21 protein-coding genes are annotated in these 25,736 nt (G+C 62.9%); 11 read left to right on the plus strand and 10 right to left on the minus strand.

All coding sequences use genetic code 11. The annotated features are described in order from the left end of the window. Window positions 1–201: 201 nt before the first annotated feature. Window positions 202–1,173, plus strand: coding sequence for a LysR substrate-binding domain-containing protein (locus tag KRX12_RS03125; protein ID WP_218365726.1), 972 nt, complete (start codon window positions 202–204; stop codon window positions 1,171–1,173). A 63-nt stretch (window positions 1,174–1,236) separates the two neighbouring features. Next, window positions 1,237–5,211, plus strand: a complete 3,975-nt coding sequence (hrpA, locus tag KRX12_RS03130; protein WP_218365727.1) for an ATP-dependent RNA helicase HrpA — start codon at window positions 1,237–1,239, stop codon at window positions 5,209–5,211. A gap of 39 nt (window positions 5,212–5,250) precedes the next feature. Here the strand turns inward: hrpA and nrdR are convergent, their stop codons facing one another. Together nrdR and KRX12_RS03140 are read right to left on the minus strand one after the other, a co-directional pair. Then, on the minus strand, window positions 5,251–5,715 hold the full coding sequence (nrdR, locus tag KRX12_RS03135; protein WP_151548723.1) for a transcriptional regulator NrdR: 465 nt from the start codon (window positions 5,713–5,715) through the stop codon (window positions 5,251–5,253). 180 nt (window positions 5,716–5,895) lie between these two features. After that, window positions 5,896–6,033: a hypothetical protein gene (locus KRX12_RS03140; RefSeq protein ID WP_218363398.1), complete on the minus strand. Its 138-nt coding sequence runs from the start codon at window positions 6,031–6,033 to the stop codon at window positions 5,896–5,898. A 632-nt stretch (window positions 6,034–6,665) separates the two neighbouring features. Between KRX12_RS03140 and lexA the strand changes: the two genes are divergently transcribed. From lexA to KRX12_RS03155, 3 genes are all read left to right on the plus strand, one after another. Next, window positions 6,666–7,364 carry a transcriptional repressor LexA gene (gene lexA / locus KRX12_RS03145; RefSeq protein WP_218363399.1) on the plus strand — a complete coding sequence of 233 codons (699 nt, stop codon included), beginning with the start codon at window positions 6,666–6,668 and terminating at the stop codon, window positions 7,362–7,364. A gap of 587 nt (window positions 7,365–7,951) precedes the next feature. Then, window positions 7,952–8,731 (plus strand): DeoR/GlpR family DNA-binding transcription regulator, encoded by a 780-nt coding sequence (locus KRX12_RS03150; RefSeq protein WP_218363400.1) that lies wholly within the window; start codon window positions 7,952–7,954, stop codon window positions 8,729–8,731. Beyond that, window positions 8,728–9,699: a 1-phosphofructokinase family hexose kinase gene (locus tag KRX12_RS03155; RefSeq protein WP_218365728.1), complete on the plus strand. Its 972-nt coding sequence runs from the start codon at window positions 8,728–8,730 to the stop codon at window positions 9,697–9,699. The genes KRX12_RS03150 and KRX12_RS03155 overlap by 4 nt, the downstream gene beginning before the upstream one ends. Window positions 9,700–9,805: 106 nt before the next feature. Here the strand turns inward: KRX12_RS03155 and ptsP are convergent, their stop codons facing one another. Beyond that, entirely contained in the window at window positions 9,806–11,497 is a 1,692-nt protein-coding gene (gene ptsP, locus KRX12_RS03160; RefSeq protein ID WP_218365729.1) for a phosphoenolpyruvate--protein phosphotransferase, read from the minus strand. 489 nt (window positions 11,498–11,986) lie between these two features. On the opposite strand from ptsP, the gene KRX12_RS03165 reads away from it, so the two are divergent. The 4 genes from KRX12_RS03165 (at window position 11,987) to KRX12_RS03180 (ending at window position 16,229) form a co-directional block, all read left to right on the plus strand. Further along, entirely contained in the window at window positions 11,987–12,766 is a 780-nt protein-coding gene (locus tag KRX12_RS03165) for a DeoR/GlpR family DNA-binding transcription regulator (protein ID WP_218363403.1), read from the plus strand. Continuing rightward, a complete protein-coding gene (locus KRX12_RS03170) occupies window positions 12,763–13,725 on the plus strand; it encodes a 1-phosphofructokinase family hexose kinase (RefSeq protein ID WP_218365730.1) in 963 nt (320 codons plus the stop codon). The genes KRX12_RS03165 and KRX12_RS03170 overlap by 4 nt, the downstream gene beginning before the upstream one ends. A 31-nt stretch (window positions 13,726–13,756) precedes the next feature. Further along, entirely contained in the window at window positions 13,757–15,808 is a 2,052-nt protein-coding gene (locus tag KRX12_RS03175) for a fructose-specific PTS transporter subunit EIIC (protein WP_218365731.1), read from the plus strand. A 154-nt stretch (window positions 15,809–15,962) separates the two neighbouring features. Beyond that, window positions 15,963–16,229, plus strand: a complete 267-nt coding sequence (locus tag KRX12_RS03180; RefSeq protein WP_151528602.1) for an HPr family phosphocarrier protein — start codon at window positions 15,963–15,965, stop codon at window positions 16,227–16,229. Window positions 16,230–16,306: 77 nt separating this feature from the next. On the opposite strand, the gene KRX12_RS03185 is transcribed toward KRX12_RS03180, so the two are convergent. The 5 genes from KRX12_RS03185 to KRX12_RS03205 form a co-directional block, all read right to left on the minus strand. After that, a complete protein-coding gene (locus KRX12_RS03185) occupies window positions 16,307–17,596 on the minus strand; it encodes a uracil-xanthine permease family protein (RefSeq protein ID WP_218365908.1) in 1,290 nt (429 codons plus the stop codon). Between the two features lie 204 nt (window positions 17,597–17,800). After that, window positions 17,801–19,339 carry a GTPase HflX gene (gene hflX, locus KRX12_RS03190; protein ID WP_218365732.1) on the minus strand — a complete coding sequence of 513 codons (1,539 nt, stop codon included), beginning with the start codon at window positions 19,337–19,339 and terminating at the stop codon, window positions 17,801–17,803. Window positions 19,340–19,453: 114 nt separating this feature from the next. After that, window positions 19,454–19,792, minus strand: a complete 339-nt coding sequence (locus KRX12_RS03195) for a hypothetical protein (RefSeq protein ID WP_218365733.1) — start codon at window positions 19,790–19,792, stop codon at window positions 19,454–19,456. A gap of 175 nt (window positions 19,793–19,967) precedes the next feature. Continuing rightward, a complete protein-coding gene (gene feoB / locus KRX12_RS03200; RefSeq protein ID WP_218363663.1) occupies window positions 19,968–21,848 on the minus strand; it encodes a ferrous iron transport protein B in 1,881 nt (626 codons plus the stop codon). Between the two features lie 223 nt (window positions 21,849–22,071). Further along, window positions 22,072–22,305: a ferrous iron transport protein A gene (locus tag KRX12_RS03205; protein WP_151528598.1), complete on the minus strand. Its 234-nt coding sequence runs from the start codon at window positions 22,303–22,305 to the stop codon at window positions 22,072–22,074. A 362-nt stretch (window positions 22,306–22,667) separates the two neighbouring features. On the opposite strand from KRX12_RS03205, the gene KRX12_RS03210 reads away from it, so the two are divergent. Both KRX12_RS03210 and KRX12_RS03215 read left to right on the plus strand, forming a co-directional pair. Beyond that, window positions 22,668–23,426, plus strand: a complete 759-nt coding sequence (locus KRX12_RS03210) for a hypothetical protein (RefSeq protein ID WP_218365735.1) — start codon at window positions 22,668–22,670, stop codon at window positions 23,424–23,426. A gap of 105 nt (window positions 23,427–23,531) precedes the next feature. Further along, complete coding sequence (locus tag KRX12_RS03215) at window positions 23,532–24,044, plus strand: hypothetical protein (RefSeq protein ID WP_151528596.1); 513 nt, start codon at window positions 23,532–23,534, stop codon at window positions 24,042–24,044. A gap of 3 nt (window positions 24,045–24,047) precedes the next feature. On the opposite strand, the gene miaA is transcribed toward KRX12_RS03215, so the two are convergent. Further along, on the minus strand, window positions 24,048–24,992 hold the full coding sequence (gene miaA, locus KRX12_RS03220) for a tRNA (adenosine(37)-N6)-dimethylallyltransferase MiaA (protein ID WP_218363409.1): 945 nt from the start codon (window positions 24,990–24,992) through the stop codon (window positions 24,048–24,050). Next, window positions 24,989–25,612, minus strand: coding sequence for a hypothetical protein (locus tag KRX12_RS03225; protein ID WP_218365736.1), 624 nt, complete (start codon window positions 25,610–25,612; stop codon window positions 24,989–24,991). The genes miaA and KRX12_RS03225 overlap by 4 nt, the downstream gene beginning before the upstream one ends. Between the last annotated feature and the right edge of the window lie 124 nt (window positions 25,613–25,736).

Consider the following 25,736-nt stretch of genomic DNA (forward strand, 5'->3'; position numbering starts at 1 on the left):
CTGGTAGCCGCCGCATCGTGGCGAACGCGCCGCTCTCTAGGCTTTTTACCCTCCCATTGCTGGGAAAAAGCAGCTCGCTCTCACGGGATGCAGTGGGCTTATAAGCTCCTGCCCCGCCATCTGCGTTGCTGCCATAAGTATGCCACATATTCCGCTGGCGTCAAGAAGTAAAACTTTTCGTCTTGTTATAGAGTAATAAGCATGAACAATAAAGACTACCGCCCGACCCTTGCGCAGCTGCGCACCTTCGTCACCATCGCGGAAAAGCGGCACTTCGGCATCGCCGCCGCCAAGCTCAACATCTCTCAGCCTTCCCTCTCCCAAGCGCTCGCCGCTCTCGAATCTGGGCTCGGAGTACAGCTGATCGAACGCTCCACCCGTAAGGTCATCGTCACCCCGATCGGCGCGAAACTGCTTCCCTTCGCCAAGGCCACCTTGGAGCAGGCCAATTCCTTCCTCTCCCAGGCACGCGGCGCCGATGGGCCACTCCAAGGTCCCTTAACGATTGGCATTATTCCCACCGCCGCGCCCTATCTCTTGCCTGAGCTGCTCACCTTGCTCTATCGGGACTATCCCGAACTGGAGCCACGCATCGTCGAAGATCAAACCCACTATCTCGAGGCCATGCTCCGCGATGGCCAGATCGACTGCGCCCTGCTGGCCACCCCAGTCAGCCGCAGCGGTCTCGAAAGCTATTCCCTCTACGACGAGGACTTCGTGATCGCCGTGAACGAAAACGATCCCTTGGCCGGCCGCACTGACGTCACACTGTCGTCGTTGAAACAGCTACAGCTTCTCTTGCTTGACGACGGCCATTGCCTGCGCGATCAGATCATTGATCTCTGTCGCGTGGCCAAGACTGACCCAGAAGATCAATCCTCGACCTTCACCCGCGCCACCAGCCTCACCACGGTGCTGCAGTGCGTGGGTGCCGGTTTTGGCTCCACCCTTATCCCCGCCTCCGCTCTGAAAGCTGAGGGCGGCCGGCAAGGCGTGGCCATCGCCCACTTCGCCCCCTCGGTGACAGCACAGCGCACCATGCGCTTGGTCTATCGCTCCTCCTCCTTCCGCAGCGAGGACTTTAGCGCGCTCGGCAAGGAAATCACCCGCGCCTACCAGGCCACGGTCGGCACCACCGACGAAGCCGCCAGGGCGGACTCGCCTAGCGCCTGAGATGACTACGGGGTGCGGGCTACTCGCCCCTGGATGCAGCTAGTGGCTAGAATCTAAGTTCTTATGCCTCGCTCTGAACACGGATCCCCTGCAGCATCGTCCTCCGCGCCGAGTAAGAAGGAGCTGCTCGCGCGGCTTGAGAACGTATCGCTTGCCGCCGAGCGCTCTTTCCGGCGGCGACTGCGCAAGGCCCGCTCCCCACGAGCGTTGAACGCGATTGCCGCCGATATCGACTCTGCCGAGCTCTCTGTGCTCGCCATCGATGAGCGAGTACCGGCGCTGAACTATCCCGAGAGCCTGCCCGTCTCTGCCCGGCGCGAGGACATCAAGGAGGCCATCCGCGATCACCAGGTGGTGATCATCGCGGGTGAAACCGGTTCGGGTAAAACCACCCAGATCCCGAAGATGTGTCTCGAGCTCGGCCGGGGTCGGCGCGGGCTCATCGGCCATACCCAGCCGCGGCGTTTGGCGGCGCGCACCGTGGCTGAGCGTATCGCCTCCGAACTCGATCAACAGATTGGCGACTCGATTGGCTATGCCATCCGCTTCGATGATCGCGTCTCGGAGACCACTGCGGTCAAGCTGATGACCGACGGTATCCTGCTGGCCGAGATGCAGCGCGACCGCTATCTCAACGCCTATGACACGATCATCATCGATGAGGCCCATGAGCGCTCGCTGAATATCGACTTTCTGCTCGGCTATCTCAAACGCCTGCTCCCGAAGCGCCCGGATTTGAAGGTGATTATCACCTCCGCCACGATCGACCCCGAGCGTTTCGCCACGCACTTTGGTGGTGAGTCCACTCCTGCCCCCATCATTGAGGTCTCGGGGCGCACCTACCCGGTGGAGATCCGCTATCGGCCCCTGGAGATCACCCAGGGCGAGAAAACCATCGATATTGATCCCCTCGATGGATTGCTCGAGGCGATTGAGGAATTAATGCAGGAGGGACCGGGCGATATCCTGTGTTTCTTTCCCTCCGAGCGCGATATCCGCGACGCCATGGAGGCCATCGAGGCCAAGCGCTATCGCGGCCTGGAGGTCACTCCCCTCTTCGGCCGACTTTCGAATGCCGAGCAGCATCGCGTGTTCTCCCCGCATGCGGGACGACGCATCGTTCTTGCCACCAATATCGCCGAGACCTCCCTCACCGTGCCCGGTATTCACTATGTGATCGACACCGGCACGGCCCGTATTTCTCGCTATTCCACCCGCACCAAGGTGCAGCGGCTTCCCATCGAGGAGATCTCTCAGGCAAGCGCTCGCCAGCGTTCGGGCCGCTGTGGCCGTGTCGCTGAGGGTATTGCGATCCGACTCTACTCGGAGCAGAATTTCCTCTCCCGCCCCGAGTTCACTGACCCGGAGATATTGCGTACCAACCTCGCCAGCGTCATCTTGCAGATGGCGTCGTTAAGGCTGGGCGCGATCACGGAGTTTCCCTTCGTGCAAGCACCGGAGTACAAGGCGATTCGCGATGGTTTGATGCTGCTGCACGAGCTCGGGGCGCTCGAGCAGGGGGAAAAGGACGGCAACCCGATCCTCACCCCCATCGGCCGGCAGCTGGCGCGGATCCCCTTGGATCCCCGCTTGGCACGCATGCTTATTGCGGGCAATGAGCGCGGCGTCGCCCGCGATGTCATGGTGCTCACGGCCGCACTGACTATTCAGGACGTGCGGGAACGGCCCCTCGAGAAGCAGGCCCAAGCCGATCAGGCCCACGCCCGCTTCAAGGACACGAGCAGTGATTTTCTCAGCCTGCTCAACCTGTGGGACTATATCCAGGCTTCGCGGGCGGAGCTCTCGGGCAATAAGTTCCGCAAGAAAATGCAGAGCGAGTATCTGCACTATATGCGTATCCGCGAGTGGTGGGATCTGGTGCGCCAGCTGGAGCAGGTGGCTCGCCAGCTGGGCTGGAAGCGCCACGACGCCCCCACCGAGCCGCAGGCCACCGCCGAGGAAGTCATCGCCCGAAATAAGGACACAGAGCATCGCGATGTCACGGGTATTCACATGAGTATGCTCGCCGGTTTGCTCTCGCATATCGGTGTGCGCGAGGAGAAAACCAAGGAGTATCTGGGCACCCGCACCACCCGCTTTCGGATTTTCCCTGGCTCGCATGTGGCGAAAAAGCAACCGGCCTATGTGATGGCCGCTGAGCTGGTGGAGACCTCCCGGCTATGGGGGCGCACCGTGGCGGAGATCGATCCGCGTTGGGTGGAAAAGCTAGCCAAAGATCTCCTGCGCCATCAGTATTCTGAACCGCATTGGTCCTCGAAGCGGGCCGCCGCGATGGTCTATCAGCGCTCCACGCTGTGGGGTGTGCCCGTGGTGGTTGACCGGCTCACGGCCTATCACACGGTCGATCGGGCCGCGGCGCGGGATATGTTTATCCGCCACGCCCTCATCGAGGGCGACTGGAACACCCATCACGAGTTCTTCCACTCGAATGCCGCCAAGCTCGACGAGGCCTCCCATCTCGAGGCGAAGGCCCGCCGCCGCGACATCGTGGTGGACGAGGACACTCTCTTCCGCTTCTATGATGAGCGTCTGCCCGAGGATGTGACCACGGGCCCGAGTTTCGATGGCTGGTGGAAGCGCAAGCGGCGCGACGCCGCCGACTATTTGGATTTCGATCCGGCCAAGCTGGTCAACCCCGACGCCGAGGATGTGGCCGAGGAGGCCTTCCCCGATAAATGGCAGCAGGGCTCGCTGGTATTCGACCTCAGCTACGAGTTCGAGCCGGGCTCCGAGTTCGACGGCGTGACCGTGCGTATCCCCATCCCCGTACTCGCCGGCGTCGAGGCCGCCGAGTTCGCGTGGCTGGTACCCGGCCTGCGCTCCGAGCTCATCACCGAGCTTTTGCGTAGCTTGCCGAAGCATCTCCGCCGCAGCGTCGTCCCCGCACCCACCTTCGCCGAAAGGGTACTGCCCAGCCTGGTGCCCTATACCTCTACCGTGACCCAGCAGCTGGCCGAGGGGCTGAACAAGCTCGGCGCCACCGGGATTAATCCCGGCGATTTCTCCTTCGAGAAACTGGATCCGCATCTGCGCATGACCTTCGCCGCCATCGATAAGCGGGGAAAGATCGTGGATCACGATAAGGATCTGGAGGCGTTGAAGAAGCGTCAGGCCGGCCGGATTCAGTCCTCGGTGCGCAAGCGCGCCCACTCCCGTGCTGCCGCTCCCGTGCACAGCTGGGATAAAGACTCGATTGGTGAGATCGCGGAAACGCACGACACCCGGGTGGATGGGCAGAGCTTTACCACCTATCCGGCGCTGGTGATTAAAGATGGCGGCCTGGTGGTGGAGGCTATGCCCACCAAGGAGGCCGCCGATGCGGCGATGCTCACCGCGCAATTGACGCTGCTGATGCGCTCTATTTCTGTAAATCAACGCCAGATACTCAATGGTTTGCCCCTCAAGCAGCGCGTTGCCGTGGAGAACTATCCGCACGGCAAGGCTGCGGGCTTGATTGAGGATGCACGGGTGACCGCCATTCGTGATCTCATGCTCGCCCACGGCGGACCGGTACGCACCCCCGAGGAGTTCGAGGCCCTTAGCGAGGCGGTGAGCCCAGAGGTTCCTGGACGGGTGCGTTCCATCATCGTGGCGCTTGCCCCGGGCTTGGTGGACTATTCCTATCTGGCTAGCGAGCTCGAGCAGTGGACGGGCGACGCCATTGCGGATATGAAAAAGCAGCTGGAGTTTTTGCTACCGCAGGGAGCGGTGGCCAAACACGGTATCGAGCATCTCCGGCATCTCCCCCGCTATCTGGCGGCTATGCGAATTCGGCTCGATGATATGGAACGCGACCCCGACCGCGATTTCGACTTGCTCGATGAGGTTGAGGCCGTGGAAGACACCCTAGAGAACAAGCTCAACTCGCTACCGGATACGCGGGCCCGCACCCGCGAGGTCAAAGATATTCGGTGGATGATTCAAGAGTTTCGGGTCTCGCTTTTTGCCCAGCGGCTCGGCACCTCTGGCCCGGTTTCGGCCAAGCGCATCGACAAAGCGATTGCCCGCCTGCGCTGATAGTGCGCTGGGCGGGCTACTGTCCGTGGTGAGGGCGAGCTAGAAGGAGTCGGATTTCTTCGCGACGCGACGCATCTTGCGAATTTCTGCCTCGAAGTCATCGGCACTGCTAAAGGAGCGATAGACGGAGGCGAAGCGCAGATAGGCGACCTCATCGAGTTCGCGCAAAGGCTCGAGGATGGCCAAGCCAATGTCATTGGCATTGACTTGTGAGCTGCCGTGGCTACGCACGGTCTCCTCCACCTCTTGGGCCAGCCGCTTGAGTGCGTCATCAGAGACGTCTCGGCCCTGGCAGGCGCGGCGCACACCGGTGATCACCTTCTCGCGGCTAAAGGGTTCGGAGACGCCATTGCGCTTGAGTACCAACAGCATGGCCTTTTCGATGGTGGTGAAACGGCCGCCGCATTCGGAGCATTCACGGCGGCGGCGGATGGCCGATCCGGCATCAATCACGCGGGAGTCGATCACGCGCGAGCTCTGGTTCTGGCAAAAGGGACAGTGCATGGTGGCGAATCCTCAATAATCCAATCCGATCAGGTGCCGGCATACACCGCCGACACAGCGGCTCTGAGAACCTCACCTCAACACCGCTATCTGACACGCCAGTCTAGCGAAGCGCGACCCGGCTCCGAGAGCAGCTACCGAGATGGGGACACCGCTCCAGCCTCACTCGCGCCTGCTGTACTAGTGCACACTCGCCGTCTGGGTAACCAGGTTCGGCGGGGTGTACGGAGCCTGGCCGTCTTGGGTGCTCATCGCGGCATGGAAACCACCAGCCAAGAGCACACCCACACAGGTGGACACGAGCGCTTGCTTCAGCACGGCACGCCACGGGGCACCGTGGGAGGAATGAGCTACACCAGCGGAGCAGCCATTCGAACGATCACACGCATCCCCGGCGAGCCGAGAAAACGACGCATCATACACCCCGTGGCCAGCACCACCCACCCCAGGCGATCGCCGTGGTGTTCTATCTGAATGAGAAAGCGTTCGAACACCACACGCCGAGCGGGAGAGCTCTCGGCGTTGCACACCGCTCCAGGTGGCGGCCGGAGACACCACCGCCGGAGAGGACTGCGGGTAGGAAGAGCCCACACCACGAGCGCTACGAGGTGCAGATACGGGGTTAAGGGAGAGAGTCATGAGAAGTCCTTTCACTGAGCGAGTACATCACTAGGGGCCACTGTAGGAAGAGCGCCGGACGTTCGAAACAATCCTTCACTCACATGTTCGACTATAGACAGTGTGTTCGATAGCGCGCAAGTGCAATCGAACACCGCAGTCATGCTTGCTCTGCTGGGCGAACAGCCGTATGATTTGAAGAGAAAAATGTTCGATTGGGCGTGTTCGAACGCCACGCCCCTTTCGGGCCGTAGCGCACAGTGGGCCATATCGGCCCTTGTCGTGCTCCGCACCTGCTCGCTCATCGCCAGACAACTTTCGAAGGACTCCTCATGGCCCGCACCCCCTCCGAACCTGACTACAGCGCCCTCTCCGAGCGGCAGCGGCGCATTCTCGAAGTGATTCGGGATGCCGTTGTTCTCCGCGGCTATCCGCCGAGCATTCGTGAAATTGGCGATGCCGCCGGACTGCAGTCCACCTCCTCCGTGGCCTATCAACTCAAGGAGCTGGAGAAGAAAGGCTTTTTGCGGCGCGATCCCAATAAACCGCGCGCCGTCGATGTTCGCCATCTACCGGAATCGGCAAAGCGCCCCGGCCCGAAGTCCAAGCGCAGCCAGAAGCCCTCCCCGGCCGATGAAGTCCCGGAAAGCACGTCGAGCACCACCTATATTCCGGTTGTGGGATCCATCGCCGCAGGGTCGCCGATTCTTGCCGAGCAGAACGTCGAAAGCTACTACCCCCTACCGCAGGACATCGTCGGCGATGGTGAGCTCTTTATGCTCCAGGTCGTTGGCGAGTCTATGAAAGACGCCGGCATCCTCAACGGCGACTGGGTGGTTGTCCGCTCCCAGCCCGTAGCCGAGATCGGCGAGTTTGTAGCAGCCATGATCGATGGCGAAGCAACGGTCAAAGAGTTCCATAAGGATCGCAGCGGCGTCTGGCTGGTCCCGCACAATATGGAGTTCGACTGGATCAAGGGCGATGAGGCAGAGATCCTCGGCAAAGTCGTATCGGTGATGCGCAAGCTCTAAGTGGCTCAATCCCCACAGAACGGACAGCATATGGCCACCTCAGCGCCGATAAACGGGACACAATCCATGCCTCGCTAGCGCCTAAGACCACATACTCACACCCCACGAACAGAGAATTACCCTCATTCGTGGGGCTTTTACTGTGCACCAGGCGCCGCTGTTGCCAAAGTAACAACATCGGACATCACACTCTGCGGCTGCACGCTAGATGCCGGTGTCACCGCAGCTCATCACAGCAGCACATCCATCTGTGCCCGCAGCGATGGCGCACCCTACGGGGGCGGAGGACGGACACAATGCGGAGCAATGCCACACCCATGTGTGGAATTTGGCCCGATTCTTTCTAGGTTCCCGCCCGATCGTGCGAAAATGGATCTACATAATTCGATAACAAACCCACATAGTGCAGGCCGCGAACTTTTATTTTCACACACGCAGCCTCGCCCGATGCCCCGACTGTGTGCCACAGCGTCGCCGTTGGTGCCCCGCACAGTGGGTGATTATCTGTATATGGTCTGCCCCAGCTGTTGGCGCGAGCGCGGCTGTATGCGGACGCGTTTGTTCTAACTGAGGAGAAGTGGACACCGATGTACGCCGAAGAACGCCGGAGACAAATTGCCTCCCTGACATCGATCGAAGGCCGCGTGAATGTCACGGAGTTGGCCACCAAGTTTGGTGTCACCGCTGAGACCATTCGCCGCGATCTCGCCGTCCTTGACTCCGAGGGCACCGTGCACCGAGTACATGGCGGCGCGGTGGCGAGCCAAAGCTTCCAGACCGCCGAGTTCAGCGTGGATGCCCGTTCCCGCTCTGCCTCCGGCGCCAAATCCGCCATCGCGCGTGCCGCCATGGAGTTTCTCCCCGATCGCTCGGGCGGCATGTTCCTCGACGCCGGTACCTCTATTTCCGCCCTGTGCGAGCTCATTTCCGAACACCCCAATGCCCGCGCCTGGTCGATCGTGACGAACTGCCTCGCGCATGCGATGCACTTGGCCAGCAATGGTTTGGATGAGGTGCAGCTTCTCGGCGGCTCCGTTCGCGCCATTACCCAGGCAGTCGTCGGCGATACCGCACTACGCACCCTCGCGCTGATGCGTGCCGACGTAGCCTTCATCGGCACCAATGCCTTAACGCTCGATCACGGCCTCTCCACGGCGGACTCCCAGGAGGCCGCGGTGAAACGCGCCATGATCACCAATGCCCGCAAGGTCGTTGTGCTGTGCGACTCCACCAAACTGGGCAGTGATTATTTGGTGAGCTTCGCCTCGATCACCGATATTGATGTGCTCATTACCGATGCGGGCGCACCGCAGACCTTCGTGGATAATCTGCGCGAACGCGGCGTTCATGTGGTGTGCGCCCAATGATTCTCTGCGTCACCCCCACCCCCGTGCTCCAGCGCGCGGCACGGATCTCCTCCCCCATTGCTCCCGGCGAGGTCAACCACTTCAACGATGTGGGCATCACCGCCGGCGGTACCGGCACCAACGTTGCCTATGCCCTGTATTTGGCAGGCCAGTCCGCCCAAGCTCTCTTCCCAGCCCCACAGATCAGCCACTATATGCGCCTGATCACTGAGATGGGTCTGGCCCATGACTACATCGAGGTGCCTGGCCCGATTCCCATGCACTCTGCCGTGATCGAATCGGATCTCACCACCACCGAGTTCCGGGATCCGCCGATGCCGCTCGATAGCCACCAGCTGGCCATGCTGCGGGATAAGACGGTTGCCGCAGCCGAGCATCATCAATCGGTGCTGCTTACCGGCCCGCTGCCCATTGTGGCCACCCACGGCTGGTATTCGGATGTGCTGCGTAGCCTGTGCCTCTACCACCCCAACAAGAAGGTCTCGATCGCCTCGACGGGGCCGGCACTGCAGGCCGTGCTGCGCCAAGTGGGCACGATTGCCCCGCATTCCGTGATGTGTCACCTCGAAGACATCGCCACCTGGGCGCGCAGCGACGTCGAGGAGCTGCGCTCCCGCATCCTGGCGGAGCCGGAGTCCAGCGCTTCGGAGCTGGCTCGCACCTGCCAACCATTGCTCGACGCCGGCATCCACACCCTCCTCATTGGTATTGATCGCCGCCACAGCCTGCTGCTCACGGAATCTATGAGCGCGCTCGGGCGCTACACCGGCACGCCGGGCTATATGTCTATCCCGTGGCGCGATAGCCTCGTCGCCGGTTTCCAGCTCGGGGTGTGCGAGGATGCGCCCTGCGCCGAGCAGCTACGGCTCGCTGTGGCCTTCGGCGCCGCCGAGGGCGATAGTCTGCACTCGTTCATGCCCACCAAGGACGGCGCCCGCTGCGACCAAGTGGAGATCATCCCGCTCTAGGGCTGCGCCCCTACGCTCGAGATACCCCATACACACCAACACCGCGCCGGCGACTACGAGAGATGATCAGGTAGTCGCCGGCGCGGTGCGTCAAGGCCGCGAAGGCTTAAAGGCCGAGCAGTTCGCGCACTGCGCCCTTGGCCTCGGTGGCACCGGCGGAGTCCAGTGCCACGGCAGCGGCGTGCTGGCACTCCTCGAGAGTGACATGCGCCAGCTGGGCGCCAACGCCGGCAATGGCGGTGGCGGCAGCCGAGAGCGAATTAACGCCAAGGCCGGTGAGCACACACGCCAGTGCCGGGTCGGCAGCGGCCTCGCCACACACGCCCACGGCGGTGTTCGTTTCCTTGCCCTGCTCGCAGGTGCGCTCGATCAGGCGCAGTACCGCAGGCTGCCACGGATCGGTGAGATAGGCCAGCTGCGGCGACATGCGATCGGCGGCCATGGTGTACTGCGTGAGGTCATTGGTGCCGATAGAGACGAAGTCCAGATGCGGCATGAGCTTATCCGCCATCAAGGCAGCGGCCGGAACCTCGATCATGGCGCCGGGAATAAGGTTGCGCTCGCGGCACAAGCCGGCGAACCACTTGGCCTCGCGGGCGGTGGCCACCATCGGCGCCATCACCCAAGTGGGAGCGGCTTCATCGCGGCCCAAGCTCTCGCTGGCCAGGGCGATGGCGTCGAGCTGGCGCGTGAGCAGGTCCTCATTTGCGCGGGCGATGCGGAGACCACGCACACCAAGCGCTGGGTTTTCTTCCTCTGCCATATTGGCGAAGGCCACCGGCTTATCCGAGCCGGCGTCGAGAGAGCGCACCACAACCTTGTTGGAGGGGAACACCGACAGCACCTTCTTATACACCTCTGCCTGCTCCTCGACGGAGGGCTCGGAGGTGGCGGACAAGAAGCACATCTCGGTGCGGAAGAGGCCAATGCCCTCGGCCGGGGTTTGGGCGGCGACGCGGGCGGCGTTGCCATCTTGGACATTGGCCAAGAGCTGCACGCGGTGGCCATCCATAGTCTGGGCGGGGCCACGCCAGCGGGCGACGCGCTCGGCCATCTCCCGGGACTTGCGTACCTCGGCGGCGGCAAACTCCGGATCGGCGTGGGTGGACACGGTGCCCATGGCGCCATCGACGAGCACCTCAGTGCCGGATTCGATCTCATGGATGCCCGTGCCTGCGGCGACGATACAGGGCACGCCCAGCTGGCGGGCCAGAATAGCGGTGTGGCTGGTGGGACCGCCCAGCTCGGTAACCAGGGCGGTGAAGTAGGTGGTGTCGAGAGCCGCAGTATCCGCCGGGGAGAGGTCATCGGCAAAAAGCACGACTTCCTTGTTCACGGCCGGCAGGCCGGGCTCTTCCTCGCCGCGCAGCTCGGCGATCACGCGGTCGCGGATATCACGAAGGTCGGTCACGCGCTCGGCCATCACGCCGCCGGCGGTCTCGAACATGGTGATGAACTTATTGGTGGCAGTCACCACGGCGTACTCGGCCGGGTGGCCGCCACGGATGGCTTTGCGCACGGTCTTCTGCCAGCCCTTATCCCGCACCATGCCGGCGGTGGCTTTCAGAATTTCCTTGGCGTGATCGACCGCATCGGCCGAACGGTTCTCGAGACGTTCCGCCACGGTGGCGGCAGCAGTCTGGAAGCGCTCGAACTCGGCGTCGCGCTGGTCCTCTTCAATAACGGGACCCGAGGTGGGCAGAGCGGGGCGTGGACGAATCCACACGGCCTCGGCGTAGCATACGCCCGGCACAACGCCGGTTCCCTTGTATGTGGTGGCCTGGGAGGTATCAGTCATGAGGCGGGGACACCTTTCTTATATGGGCGTCGTGTGACGGTTTGGTTACTATCTGCGCTGTCCATCCTAGGTAAGGGATGCCACGTGCAGTGTTATGCTGCTCACACCTCACCGCGAGACGGCGATAGGTTGATAGTCTGTCGCGCCGATTGATGCCGGTCACTATGACGGGAGCATTGTGTTCGGAGCCTAGGGACCCAATATAGCACGCCCACGATGTCCGAGCGGCAAAAAATGGAACAGAATCCAACATCACACTTTTGACAAACCCACATAAATGGGCGTAAACAGATACATTGAACAACATTCTCAGGACGTCCCCTCCCGAGAAGGGGTGTAGGGCCCGTCACCTGTGCATTGTGGCCCCGCCGGACTGCACCGTCCACGAGGACACGGCGGCAGATGTGGTGTTTCCCACACCGACACTGCTATCGCGTTCCGACTGTGCGTCCTCGCCCCTGACCACACGATCACTAAGGGCTGACACATATGCTTTCTGTCCATCAGCGCAGAGGAGAGATTTCCTCGCTGACGAACACGCAGGGCCACTCCTCGGTGGCCGAGCTGGCGACCCGTTTTAATGTCACCCCAGAAACGATTCGTCGGGATCTCAAACAACTGGAGAATGCTGGATTATTGCAGCGGGTCCATGGCGGCGCCGTGGTGCATCAGTCTGGGCAGCAGTCGCGGCGTTCCTATGCGGCTGCGGAGCTTGAGCGTTCCCGCGAAAAGCGCACCATCGGTGAGCTCGCGGCCACTCTCATCCCGGATGGCCCCGCGGCCATTTTCATGGACGCTGGGACCTCGACAAATACCCTCGCCAGCGTGATGGCTGAGCGTTATAGCGAGCAGTCGTGGACGATTGTGACCAATTCCTTGTCCATCGGCATCACTTTGGCCGCCGCTGGGGTGCCCGGGGTGAATCTGGTGGGCGGCACGATGCGCGCCTTCACCCGCTCGGTCATTGGGGAGCAGGCTGTGGATACCATCTCCGCCTTGCGCGCTGATATCGCCATTATGGGCACGAACGGCCTCAGCGAGGCTCATGGGTTGTCTACCCCCGACCCCTCTGAGGCAGCGATCAAAAGAATGATGGTGCAGAATGCTTCCACAGTGATTGCGCTGTGTGACTCGTCGAAATTCGGGCAGGACTACATGGTTACCTTCGCCGATATGAACGATGTGGACTATGTGGTCACCGATGAAAACGTCGACAGCCACTACAGAGACACCTTAGAAGCCCACGGAATAGAGGTCGTGCACCCGTGATCGTCACATTCACCCCCAACCCGAGCCTGGATCGCACGCTGTCGCTCGAGGAGCCGCTCAGCCCCGGCTCTGTGCAGCGTTTGAGCGAAACTATCGATTTCGCTGGCGGCAAGGGAATCAATGTGGCCCATGCCTGCGCCCTCGCCGGCGAGGATACCCTCGCCGTCTTACCTGCCCGCGCCACCGATCCTTTTCTTATGGTCATGCAGGAAACCCCCATTCCCTTCGAGGCCACTCCCTCCTCGGGCACGGTGCGCACGAATATCACCATCACCGATAGTGCCGGGGAGACCACCAAGCTCAACGGCCCCGGCCCCGTGCTCAGCCCGCTCGATGTGGATGCCGCCTTGTCTACGCTCGTCGAGCATGCGGCCAACGCCGATTACATGGTGCTGGCCGGTTCCCTGCCCCGCGGTGTGGACGTGGATTTCTATTGCACCGTGGCCCGCACGCTTCACGACGCTGTCCCGCAGCTTCCGCTCGCAATTGACACCTCCGATGACCCGCTGCGTGCCCTCGCACCGCAGCTGGAATCGCTCCAACTTGATGTGTTGAAGCCCAATGGTATGGAGCTGGGGCAGATTGTGGGTGTCTCTGGCACCCAGCTTGAGGCCAGCGCCCAGGCGGGCGACTACGCACCGGTGGCCGAGGCTGCCAGCCATCTCATCGCCCGGGGTCTGGGCACCTGCATCACCACTCTCGGCGCGGCCGGGGCGGTACTGACCACTGCAGAAGGCTCCTGGGTGGCCCGGAGCGAGGCGATCACCCCTGTCTCCACGGTCGGGGCCGGCGACTGCACCCTTGCCGGCTATGCCATGGCCCGTACCCGCGGCGATAGCCCCTGCCATGCCCTGAAGTTGGCGGTGTCCTATGGCACCGCAGCGACTCTCAAGCCGGGCACGATGATTCCGAGCGCCGCGGAGGCCGCAGCCATCCGGGTGGACGTCGACAAGCTATAAAGCGCACCGTAGAGCGAGGACACACCGCTTCATGACAGACTCCATCATCACCGAGTCCGTGGTCTCTGTGGACGTTGACTTAGGGGCGCGGCCCGCGGATGTCATTTCCGCATTGGCCACGCGCATTGCCGACGCTGGTCGGGCGAGTTCCGCCGCGGCGCTGGCCGACGCTGCGCTCGCCCGCGAGAGCTCCGCCGGCACGGGTGTCGCCGGCCGCGTCGCTATCCCCCACTGCCGCAGCTCCACCGTCACTGTGCCCACCGTGGCCTTCGCGCGGCTGAGCCGTCCCGTGGATTTTTCCGGCCCCGATGGCGACGCCGATCTCATTTTCCTCATCGCCGCACCGGAGGACGGCAACGCCGAACACATGCGTATCCTCTCGCGATTAGCGCGGGCGTTGGTGCAGCAGGATTTCCGCACCACGCTTCGCGACGCCAGCTCCCGCGAGGACGTGGTGCATGCGGTCACTGCTGCGCTCGCCACCACCAGGCGCCGGGCGCGCAGTACCACCTCCTCCCCGCAGCCGCGGATCCGCCGCATCGTGGCGGTCACCGCCTGCCCCACCGGAATCGCGCATACCTATATGGCCGCCGATGCTCTCAAAGCCGCCGGCGCAGAGCGCGCGGATGTGGACCTGCAGGTAGAGGCCCAAGGCTCCTCTTGGCTCGAGCCACTCGATCCGGCAGTGATCGCCGCAGCCGATGCCGTGATCTTTGCCAGCGATGTAGGAATACACGACCGCCAGCGCTTCGCCGCCACACCCGTGGTCGAGTCTGGGGTGAAGCGAGCAATCAACGAGCCGGCGGCGCTGCTGGATGAGGCGCTTGCTGCGGCGGATAACCCCGCGGCACCCACCGTGGCTACATCCGCTCCCGCCGCCCCCGCCGCACGCCGTGCCGGGCAGGTCGGCTGGCCCATGCGCATGCAGCAGGCAGTGATGACCGGGGTGTCCTATATGATCCCCTTCGTCGCCGCCGGCGGTCTGCTGCTGGCCCTCGGTTATCTGGTGGGCGGGGTGGAGACCTCCAGCTACTGGCAAAGCATCCTCGCCCAATACTCGCTCAGCACTCTGCCTCCGGCGGAGTTCATGAGCCAGACTGGCGCTGCCGTCTCCTTCGACCGGCCCGCGCTCGCCGTCTACATCGGGGCCGTGCTTATCGCCACAGGGCAGGCCGCGATGAGCTTCATCGTCGCCGCGCTCTCCGGCTATATCGCCTATGCGCTCGCCGATCGCCCCGGTATTGCCCCTGGTTTTGTGGGCGGCGCGATATCCGTGGCGGTGGGCGCCGGATTCATCGGCGGGCTAATCACTGGGCTGATTGCCGGCGCGGTGAGCGCATGGATCGCCAGCTGGCGAGTACCGCAGGTGCTGCGCTCGCTCATGCCGGTGGTGATCATTCCACTGCTGAGCACCCTCAGTGTCGGGCTGGTGATGTTCCTGCTGCTAGCACGTCCCCTCGAAGCGGTCATGACGGGGCTTCGCCAGGGCTTGGCAGGCATGTCCGAATCCTCCGCAGTGCTGCTCGGCATCGTGCTCGGGGTGATGATGTGCGTCGATCTGGGTGGCCCAGTGAACAAAGCGGCCTATCTTTTCGCCACCGCTGGGCTCTCCACCGGCGATCAAGCCTCGCTGCACATCATGGGCGCGGTGATGGCGGCAGGCATGGTCCCGCCGCTTGCGCTCTCACTGGCCACGTGGCTGCGCGCCTCCGCGTTTAGCACGGCCGAGGTAGACAACGGCAAGTCGGCGTGGGTGCTGGGGTTGAGCTTCATCTCCGAAGGGGCGATCCCCTTCGCCGCCGCCGATCCGCTGCGCGTAATCCCCTCGATGATGGCCGGCGGTGCGGTCACCGGGGCGCTGTCCATGGGCCTCGGCGTGGCCTCCCACGCCCCACATGGCGGCATCTTCGTACTTTTCGCCATCACGCCAATGACCGGCTTTCTCGTCTCTCTGCTCGCCGGAGTAACAGTAAGCACCGTGTGCGTGATCGCTACCAAGACTCTGATCAGATCCCGCTCGGCGCCGCACGGCACCACCGGCGCGGGCTCTGGTCACGAGAGAAATGCCACAGCGCAGGTTTAAGCTGCGGCATCTCTACTGAAACATCCCACCTCGGGTGTTACGCAAGCTGCTTTTATCCACGGATGTGACTATCCTTGGGTGAGAACTATTAAGGCCCCCTGCTTCAAAGTGGGGCTAGCGTAGACACCCTTTTATAGAAAGGACATTATCCATTATGGCTTCTAAGACCGTGACTGTCGGCTCCGCTGTCGGCCTCCACGCCCGCCCCGCCACCATCATCGCCGAGGCTGCCGGCGAATTCGATGAGGACATCTTCCTCAACCTCGTTGGTGACGACGACGAGGACACCGACGCCGCCTCCTCCCTGATGATCATGGCCCTCGGCGCCGAGAAGGGCGATGAGGTTGTTGTCACCTCCGACAACGCCGAGGCTGTGGAGAAGATCGCTGCTCTGATCGAGAAGGATCTCGACGCCGAGTAATTCTTCGCTCACGCAGATACATTTACTGCCGCCCACCACATGGTGGGCGGCAGTTGTCTTTGGCGCAGCTATGCGGACTATGAGCGGCGCTCCGCCGGGGCGTAGCGCCCCTCACCGAGGCTGCGGTAGAGCTTCATCATCACGGGATAGAACACGATGATCCCTGCAGAACCCCAGGCGATACCTTCCAGCGAGATCGAGCCAATAGACAAGGTGAGATTGCCGATGCCGGCGACCAGCGCCACGGCCGCGGCCATGAGATTGACGGGGTTATTGAAATTGACGCGATTGTCCTGCCAGATCCGCACTCCCAGCATGCCGATCAAGCCATAGAGCACCAAGGTGGCGCCACCCAAGACGCCGACAGGAATGGTGAAAATTAGCGCCCCGAACTTCGGGATGAAGGCCAGCGCCACCGCGGTGAAGGCAGCGACCCAATAGGCGGCGGTGGAATAGACCTTGGTGGCGGCCATAACGCCGATATTCTCCGCATAGGTGGTGGTGCCGGAACCGCCAAAACCACCCGCGAGCATGGTGGCCATACCATCGGCCATGAGCGCATCGCCTGCCAGATCATCCATATCGCGGCCCGTCATTTCGGACACGGCTTTGACGTGGCCCACATTCTCCGCGATCAGCACAATCACCACCGGCAGGGTCACCAGAATCGCGCTGAGCTCGAAGTGCGGGCTATGGAAGGTCGGCAGACCCACCCACGGGGCGGCGTCGATAGTGTCCACAGCGCCCTCGGGCAGGTTGCCGGTCAGCGCGGCGAAGATCCACCCCACCAGCACACCAATGAGGATGCCCAAGCGGGAGACCATACCGCGCCCAGCCACCGTGGCACCGAGAATCACCAGCAGCGTCACCGTGGCCACAAGCGGCTGGGTTTGGAAGTTTCCGGCCGCCGTGGGGGCGAGATTTAGCCCGATCAGTGCCACAATGGCGCCGGTCACCGCCGGCGGCATCACCGCGTCAATCACCTGCTTGCCAGCGGCTTTCACGATCACACCCACCACAACCAGGGTGAGGCCGGCAACGAGCACACCACCGATTTGGGTGCCGATACCCGAGCCTTGGGTGGCGCTCAGCGGCGCGATGAAGGCAAAAGAGCTGCCCAAATACGAGGGCAGCCGGTTGCGGGTGATGAGCAAGAAGAGCATCGTGCCCAACCCTGAGAACAACAACGTGGTGTTCACGGGGAAGCCGGTGAGGGTGGGCACCAGCAGGGTCGCGCCGAACATGGCGATCACATGCTGCATGCCAATACCGATGGTGCGCGACCAGCTCAGTCGCTCCTCGGGGGCCACCACAGCACCGGGCAGGATCCTTTTGCCATCGCCATGCACCGACCAGCCGAGGCCCAACGGCCCCGTTCCGCCGCGGCCGGCACTCTCGCTCGAGCGGGACGAGGTGTCTTGAGATTTCGCGGGATTGTTCACAAACCCCCACTCTATAACGCCCAGCCTGCGCAGCAGAGAGCGCCTCCGCCTAGACGCTGCCCTTAAGGGCCCATCCTTGGCGGTGGCGCTGGCTGATCCGGCGAGGTGGCGTCGATAAGCGCTTGTGCCCTAGTGCGTGTGCACCACGTAGCGGGCGAGCTCCGCGGCCAGCTGGCGGGGCAAACGCACATCCATGGTGGTCCCCTCCTCGCCATACTCCTCGCCTAAGACGGTGGCCTGATCGTGCAGCCGCGCCACCACATCACCATCGGTGAAGGGAATGAGCATCTCCACATGCGCGTCGAGGCTATTGAGGAATAGCTCGATGCGGGCCTGCAGCTCCGGGATTCCCTCGCCCGTGTGGGCGGAGACGAACACGCAATCATCCAGCATGGCCTTGGCCTCGGCGAGCACCAGCGGATCTGCCTGGTCGATCTTGTTCACCACAATGATCTCCGGCGGGGCCTGGGTGTCTTGCTCACGCACGATATCGGTGATCACCTCATTCACGGCCTCGATCTGCTTCAGCGGGAAGGGATCAGAGCCATCAACCACGTGCAGCAGCAGATCGGCCTCGAGGATCTCCTCCAGTGTGGAGCGAAACGCCTCCACCAAGTGGGTGGGCAGATGCCGAACGAAACCGACCGTGTCGGTGAAGATCACGCTGCGACCATCGGCGAGCTCGGCGCGCCGGGTGGTGGGGTCCAGAGTGGCGAACAGCGCATCCTCCACCAGCACACCGGCGCCGGTGAGGGCATTGATCAGCGAGGACTTGCCGGCATTGGTATAGCCGGCGATGGCGATTTGCGGGGTGGTCGAGCGCTGGCGGCGGGCGCGCTTGATATCGCGGGAGGTCTTCATCCCCGCGATCTCCTTGCGCAGCTTGGCCATATCCGAGCGCAGGCGGCGACGGTCCGCCTCAATCTTGGTCTCACCTGGGCCGCGCAGGCCAACGCCACCATTCGACCCGGCGCGACCGCCGGCCTGGCGGGACAGCGCCCCACCCCAACCGCGGACGCGGGTGATGAGGTATTCCATCTGGGCGAGCGCCACCTGCGCCTTACCCTCATTGGACTTCGCGTGTTGGGCGAAGATATCGAGAATGAGCATGGTGCGGTCGACGACCTTGACGTCCAGGGCCTTCTCGAGGGCGATCATCTGGCCCGGGCTGAGTTCGCCATCGCAGACCACGGTGTCGGCGTCGGTGGCCTCCACGAGGTGGCGCAGCTCGGTAACCTTGCCGGCGCCGATATAGGTTCCTGGGTCCGGTTTATCTCGCTTTTGGTAGAGCACCTCGACGACCTCCGAGCCGGCGGTTTCGGCCAGGGCTTGCAGCTCGGCGAGGGTGGCCTCGATTTCGGCGCTGGTGCCCTCGGTCCATACGCCGACGAGGATGACGCGCTCGAGGCGGAGCTTGCGGTACTCCACGTCATAGCCGTCATCGCGCTCGGTGCGGCGGATCTGGGTGTCGCGGGTGATGTGGCGGAAGCGGCCGCGCTCCTCGAGGTCAAGCTCACCGGTGGTGGGGGCCTCGGTGGTGGGGGCCTCGGCGGGTTTGGCAGAAATGAGTCCGGTGTGGTCTCGACCGGCGTCGCGTTCCTCCGGCACCACGGTGGGCCGGTGATCGCGGAATGCCTCAGTCATAAGTTCATCATGAGAATCTGTCATCGTATCCGCGATACTACAGTAGTGCGCGTCTCACCTGCGACATTCCTTCTCACGGGCGCCCTTGTCTGCCCACGGTGGGCACTGCGCCCTTCCCTGCCGCCGCTTATCGACGTCTTAGTCACGCGGTGGCAGCGGGCTGAGGCTGAGGGTGACGATTCCTCCCTTGCTCTCACCTTGGGTGGGGACCTCGCAGGAGCCATGGGCGGTGCAGCTCGCACAGGAGCGAGAGGTGGAACACGCCGATACTTGGAGTTTCCGGGTGAGCAGGTTCATTCTTTCGAGCTGTTCGAGGCCGGCGCGAATAACGGAGGCGCTCAAGCCGGTGGCAGCGGAAATACTGCCGATGGTGCTGCTGCCGTGCAGGATGGCACTGCGGATGGCGCTGAGCGGGCGTACCGGTGCGGTGGAATCAGTGCTGGCTTCGGAGGGGGTCGTCGACGATGGTGCGGTCATGACAATGTCACTGCCTTGAGATAGGAGAGGAAAGGACTGGCCGGGCGAAGTATCGCGGGGCCGAGATGGTGCCGCGCCGCTCGCCTTGCAGCGAATGGTGCTGGCCACACGATGCGCGTTCATACGCATCGTGCAGGCGCGGCAATGATTGATAGGGCCTAGCTGGGCAGTGGGTTTAGAGGATGAGCCTGAGCACCTGGAAGACGGCGACGGCTAATACCCACGCGGTCAGTAGCTGGAAGCAGATGCCCACCACAGTCCACTTCAGGCCGATTTCTCTGCGCTGTGCGGCCAGCGTGGCCACACACGGGGTATAGGCGAGGATGAAAATCATAAACGCCCAGACTGCGGCGAGAGTATGGCCGCCGGAGGTTTTCTCGAAGTCGCCGCGGACGGCCTTCGCCAGCGGCGAGGATGCCTGTTCTGTGGGGGTGTCATCGGTGACATCGTCGAGCGCATAGGTTTGCGCCCAAGAGGCGATCACGGCTTCCTTGGCCACGAATCCGGTAATCAGGGTGCCGGTGATGGACCAGGAGCCGAAACCGGCCGGCTCGAATATCGGCGCGATCGTCTCAGAGACCTGGCCGTAGACGCTTTCGCGGGGGCTGAGGTTCTCATCGGCAAAGGAATACTCGTCGGTGACGGGGATGGATTGCAGCAGGAACACCACGGTGACGGTGGCGACGATAATCGTGCCGGCGGTGTGCAAGAAGCCGCGCAAGCGTACCCAGGCCGAGGCCAGGGTCAGCCGCAGCCGGGGCACCTGGTAGTCGGGCAGATCGATCACGAGCGGATCCGAGGGCATATTGCGCCACAGGGTGCCGCGCATCAATAAACCGGTGCACACAATCAGCACGATTGAGATGAGGTACATGGCAAATACCGTCGTGCCCGCATGCTGCGGGAAGAAGGTCGCCGCGAGCATCACATATACCGTCAGGCGCGCCGAGCAGGAGGTGAAAGGAATCAGCAGTGCGGTGAGCAGGCGCTGGCGCGGGTTGGGTAGCACGCGCGTGGCCGAGATCGCCGGAACATTGCAGCCATAGCCCACAATCAGTGGGATGAAGGCGGTGCCGGGCAGGCCGATGGTGCGCATGACGCGATCGGTCACCACGGCCGCACGGGCCATATAACCGGAGTCTTCCAACACGGCCAAGCAGATAAACATCAACGCCATCAGCGGAGCGAAGGTGAGCACCATGCCCACACCGGCAATGATGCCATCAACCAGCAGGGCCTCGATCACTCCCCCGCCAAGTCCCACCGCGCCGAGCAGGGATCGAGCACCATCGCTCACCGGCCCGCTGAAGAGGTTATCGAGGGCGTCTTGCAGCGGCACCGCCACGGTGGTGGTGATCTGGAAGACCAGCCACATCACTCCGAGGAACACGAGCAGCCCCGCCCAGCGGTTCAGCGCCACGGCATCGATCTTCTCGGACATGCTGGGGCCGTGCTCGCCCTCGTTATTCACCGCCGCCTGGACGGCCGCGTCGATATAAGCGAAGCGTTCATCGGCGGCGTCGAACTCATCCGCGGGCGCTTGTCGACGCTGTGTCTTCGGCGTGTTGAGCTCCAATTCCACCGCCTGCGGCAGGGCCTCAACATTCTTCATGCGCCGTGGGTCCACGTCGATTACCGGCATGCCCAGTGCCGCGGACAGGGCGCGGGCATCCACCGGCACGCCCTTGGCGGCAGCCATATCGTTTTTACTCAGGGCCACCACAACCCGCAGGGGCTGCTCGGCCAGCTGGGAGATCATGTACAAGCTGCGGGCCAAGTTGGAGGCATCCACCACGGCGATCACACAGTCGGGCTTCTCCTCATCGGGGCCGTCGATGAGCACATCGGCGGTGAGTTGCTCATCGGGGCTGACGGGATCCAAGGAATAGGCACCGGGGAAATCGATGAGATCGAAGGTATGTCCATTGTGCTTCCACAGCACACGCGAGGTTTCTACCGTGGTGCCCGGCCAGTTACCGGTGCGGGCTTTGGTGCCGGTGAGGGCGTTGAGCAGGGTGGACTTGCCGGCGTTGGGGGATCCGACGAGGGCCACCACAGGGGTTCCCTCGGGGGCGGCGACGCCGTGGGTAGAGCAGTGACAAGACGATGGTGAAGCCACGGGCTGGCCTCTTTTCTTCAAATTATGGGGTGAACGGAACACTCCGTCGGGGATATGCTCTGGCGGAGCGCAGGATGATGCGGCGCCACATCGTGTACGGCCACGCATGGTGGCGCAGGCACGGGGGCGACAACGCAGATATCAGCTAAGGCTGGGCGTATTAGACCTGCAGACGCATTGCTCGCGCGGTATGGGCATCAAGCGCATAGCGGGAGGAGCCGACGCGGACAACAACGCCGCCGCCGGCTGTGTGGTGAGTGATCTCAATCGAGCAGCCTTCACGGAATCCGAGCTGGGAAAACCGGCGGTAGCACTCGGGGCTGACGTTATCGTGATCGATGCCATCGAGGCGGCCGCGCTGACCTTTCTCCATCTCGGCGAGAATTGCAATCATGGATGACCTCTTATCAGTTTCAAAGGGTGAACTATCTAATCCTAACGCCGCGCGACAAGCCAAGGCTATGCTGGCCGAGTATGAGAATACTCTCAGTGAGTAATGCCTCACCTGCCCAGCATTGATGGACCACACTCGATGCGCGCTGTCGCGGCCCTCACACCCCTCCCGCGGCTTTCCGCCGCCGCGCGCGACCCCGTGGGTGCCCCCGCCACATCGAGCGCTTCTACCCCACCCGCTGAGAGGGAAAAACGCAGGTCATACTGGGCTGTGGCTATTACCACAGAAATCCACGGATTATCTAGGGAAAATACCGTGGGCTGTATTTTTATCTCGTTGTGTCCTTGCCTACCATGAGTCTCATGACCAGTGACCTTAAAAGTATCGGCATGGACTTCCCCGAGTGGCAGGACGCAGTAGAGGCCGCTATCTCCTCCAACCAGCTCGCCGTCACCGGCGAGGTCGGCGATGGCCAGCTTGTGCAGTTCACCGACGCCTCCGGCGCCCAGATCAACATTCTGGCCGCCGAGCCCTTCTCTACCTATGCGGGATTCCTCTCCCCGCTCGTGGCGCGCGGTCATGTCACCATGGTCAATGACGTACTCGGCCAGATCGAGGTGCTCGACGATCACGACGAGACCATCACCACCCTCACCGCCAATATCGCCCAAGGGCCGCTGCTCGTAGAGGAAGGCCAGCAGCGATTCCAAGAGCTGTCCATTACCGCTCTGGGTATTTCTTTGGCCGGTTTTAGCGACCCCGATAGCTATATCGCCTCCAGCACTGGGCTGAAGCTCGGCACGGTCCTCTCGCACGGCGCCGAGATCATCGCCTCCGGAGATGGCTCGACCCCGCCCGACTCGGCCGCCCAGATCGCCTTCCAGGTCTCCCACTCGGAGTACCGCACCAATGCCCTGACCGGGCAGCGCTTCATTTATGTGCGCGTCTCCTCTCCCTTCCCAATGGATCTATGCCTGCCCGCCGATTCTGATCTGCCCGCCTCGGGCACGGTGATTGCCGGGCGGGTGTCTCTGACCGCATCCATCCTTGCCCCCAGTGGCGGCGGCTGCGGCTCCGGCGGCGGTTGCGGTTGCGGCTCGGGAGGCTGCGGCAGCCACTAGCCCGCTGGGCACAGGTGGGGAACAATTCTTGAGCACGACTCGTTGCCCCCATGTCCCCCATCATCTAGTGAGCAACTCGCCGCCGCGAGGACAGAAAGGAGCGCAGTGCGAAACCATTGGCCGTCCCTCGACTGGACCCACTACATACTGCTGGTGTGTTGTGTCGCCCTCATCGTCTTCCTGCGCTTCGAAGGCATCATCTTGGTGCTGCTGGTCTCCGGCGTGGTGTGGTACACCCTGCGCAATCGCCCCGATAGCAAGGAGACGGCCGCCGTGGTCTCCTCCATCCGCTATTCCGCAGAGGATATTCAAGACACCATCAGCGAGTATGAGCGCTTCCTCACCGGCACGGACACCGATTCCATTGCCGATCGCACCTTGCAACGGCCGGCGCTGGCCGATCCCGATTGCACTGACCCGGATATTGAAGAGTTCCACCACGAGTACTCCACGGCCAAGCGCTTCCTTAATCGCCTGAACTCCAAGCTGGAAACCCACGATACGATCCCGCAACTGGAGTCTTTGCTGGCGATCACCGATCGTCGTGCTGCCGCGCTCGAGGAGCGCTATCAAAGCGCCCGGCGCGCCGCACTTCGTCTCGGCCACGACTACAGCTAATCCTTACTCCTCCACTGGGTCTTCGCCGTCAATATATCCCCACTGGCGCAGCAGCGCTTGTGCCTGCTCGAGCGGATTGTCTGCGGCGTCGATCCAGGTGATACGCGGGTCGCGTTTAAACCACGAGCGCTGGCGGCGCACATAGCGGCGGGTGGCGCGCACCGTGTCTTCATAGGCCTGCTCGGCAGTGATCTCTCCGCGCAGATGCGCCAAGACCTGGGCGTAGCCGATCGCCCGCCCGGCCGTCGAGCCGGCAATAAGCCCGCGCTCGCGGAGGCTGCGGACCTCCTCAATGAAGCCGTGGTCAAACATCTCGTGGGTGCGCTGCTCGATACGCGGGCCCAGCCAGTCCATATCGACCGCTAGCCCCAGAAGGTGCGTGCCCCACCGCGGCGGATTGTCCTTCGGCGGCTGGGAGGCGGCATAGGGCTTGCCGGTCAGCTCGATGACTTCAAGGGCACGTACATTGCGCCGCGGGTCATTCTCTTCGATGATCTCCGCTGCCGCGGGATCCACGGCGCGCAGCCGCTCATGCATGCCGGCAGGGCCGATCTCTTCTTGCAGCGCCATATAGCGGGCCCGCACCTGCGGGTCGGTGGGCGGAAACTCCCACTGATCCACCACCGATTGCACATACATCATGGAGCCACCCACCAAGACCGGGACTGTTCCGGAACTCCGGAGATTCTCCACCACCCCGCGCGCGATCTCGCCGTATTCGGCCACCGAGGCGGTGTGGGTGACATCCCAGATATCGAGCAGGTGATGGGTGATTCCGCCGCGCTCTGCTGGGCTGAGCTTGGCGGTTCCTATATCCATTCCGCGGTAGAGCTGCATGGAGTCGATATTGACCACCTCGCCGCCGAGCTGCTGGGCCAGGGCGATACCGAGACTCGACTTGCCGGAGGCGGTGGGGCCAACAATGGCGAGGGGGGTGCACTGGCTCATGCGGCCATCTCCCACTGCGCCACGAAGCGGCCTACCCCGCCGGTGGTGTCTTCTGCGAGTAGCTGCTGCACCGTGGCCTGCTCACGCAGCGTCCACAACTGCCTCCAGGGCCGCGGATCGAGCACCCCAGCTTCAGAGAGAGCAGAGTAGTGCCACTGCTCGGGGGCATCGCCGCGAAGCAGCTCACGCACATAGCTTTGGGCATCCTCGGCCTCGGGGTGGAAGCCGCCGGGGGCCCGCTCGGTCAATGTCACGGGGCCATCGGCGAGCACGATCACCAGCTCGGCGTCGACAAGCGCCTCTATCTCCTCGGCACAGGCAGTGATCTTCTGTTCTTGCTCCCCCAGCAGGAGGCGGGCGATGATCTCGCCTAAGAGGTGTCCGCCCTGGGCGCGCGGCAGCTCCACCCCAGGCGCCCAGGCGCTGAGCGAACCGGTGAGCTCGGTGCGGCATTCTGCGGCCGCCGAGCGCACCACAGCGATGCTATCGACAGCGGCGGCGCGCGTGTCCAGGATGCTGCGGGCCGCCTGGCGCAGGCGCGCTGATCCCTCATCATGGGGAGAGACCCCCTCGATCAATGCTGGGGAGGAGGGAATGACCACGATGTGCCGCACAGACAACTCCAGACCTTGACTGATTTTTCCTCGGAAATTTAGCTTAAACCATAGGTGCCGCCACCTAGGGTTCTCCCCTACGTGCCCCCAGCAGAGGTGCTAGGGTTTTTGTCAGTTCGTGTTTATTGGC

The sequence above is a fragment of the Corynebacterium sp. TAE3-ERU2 genome (genome assembly GCF_019209955.1).
Lineage (GTDB): Bacteria > Actinomycetota > Actinomycetes > Mycobacteriales > Mycobacteriaceae > Corynebacterium > Corynebacterium megadyptis.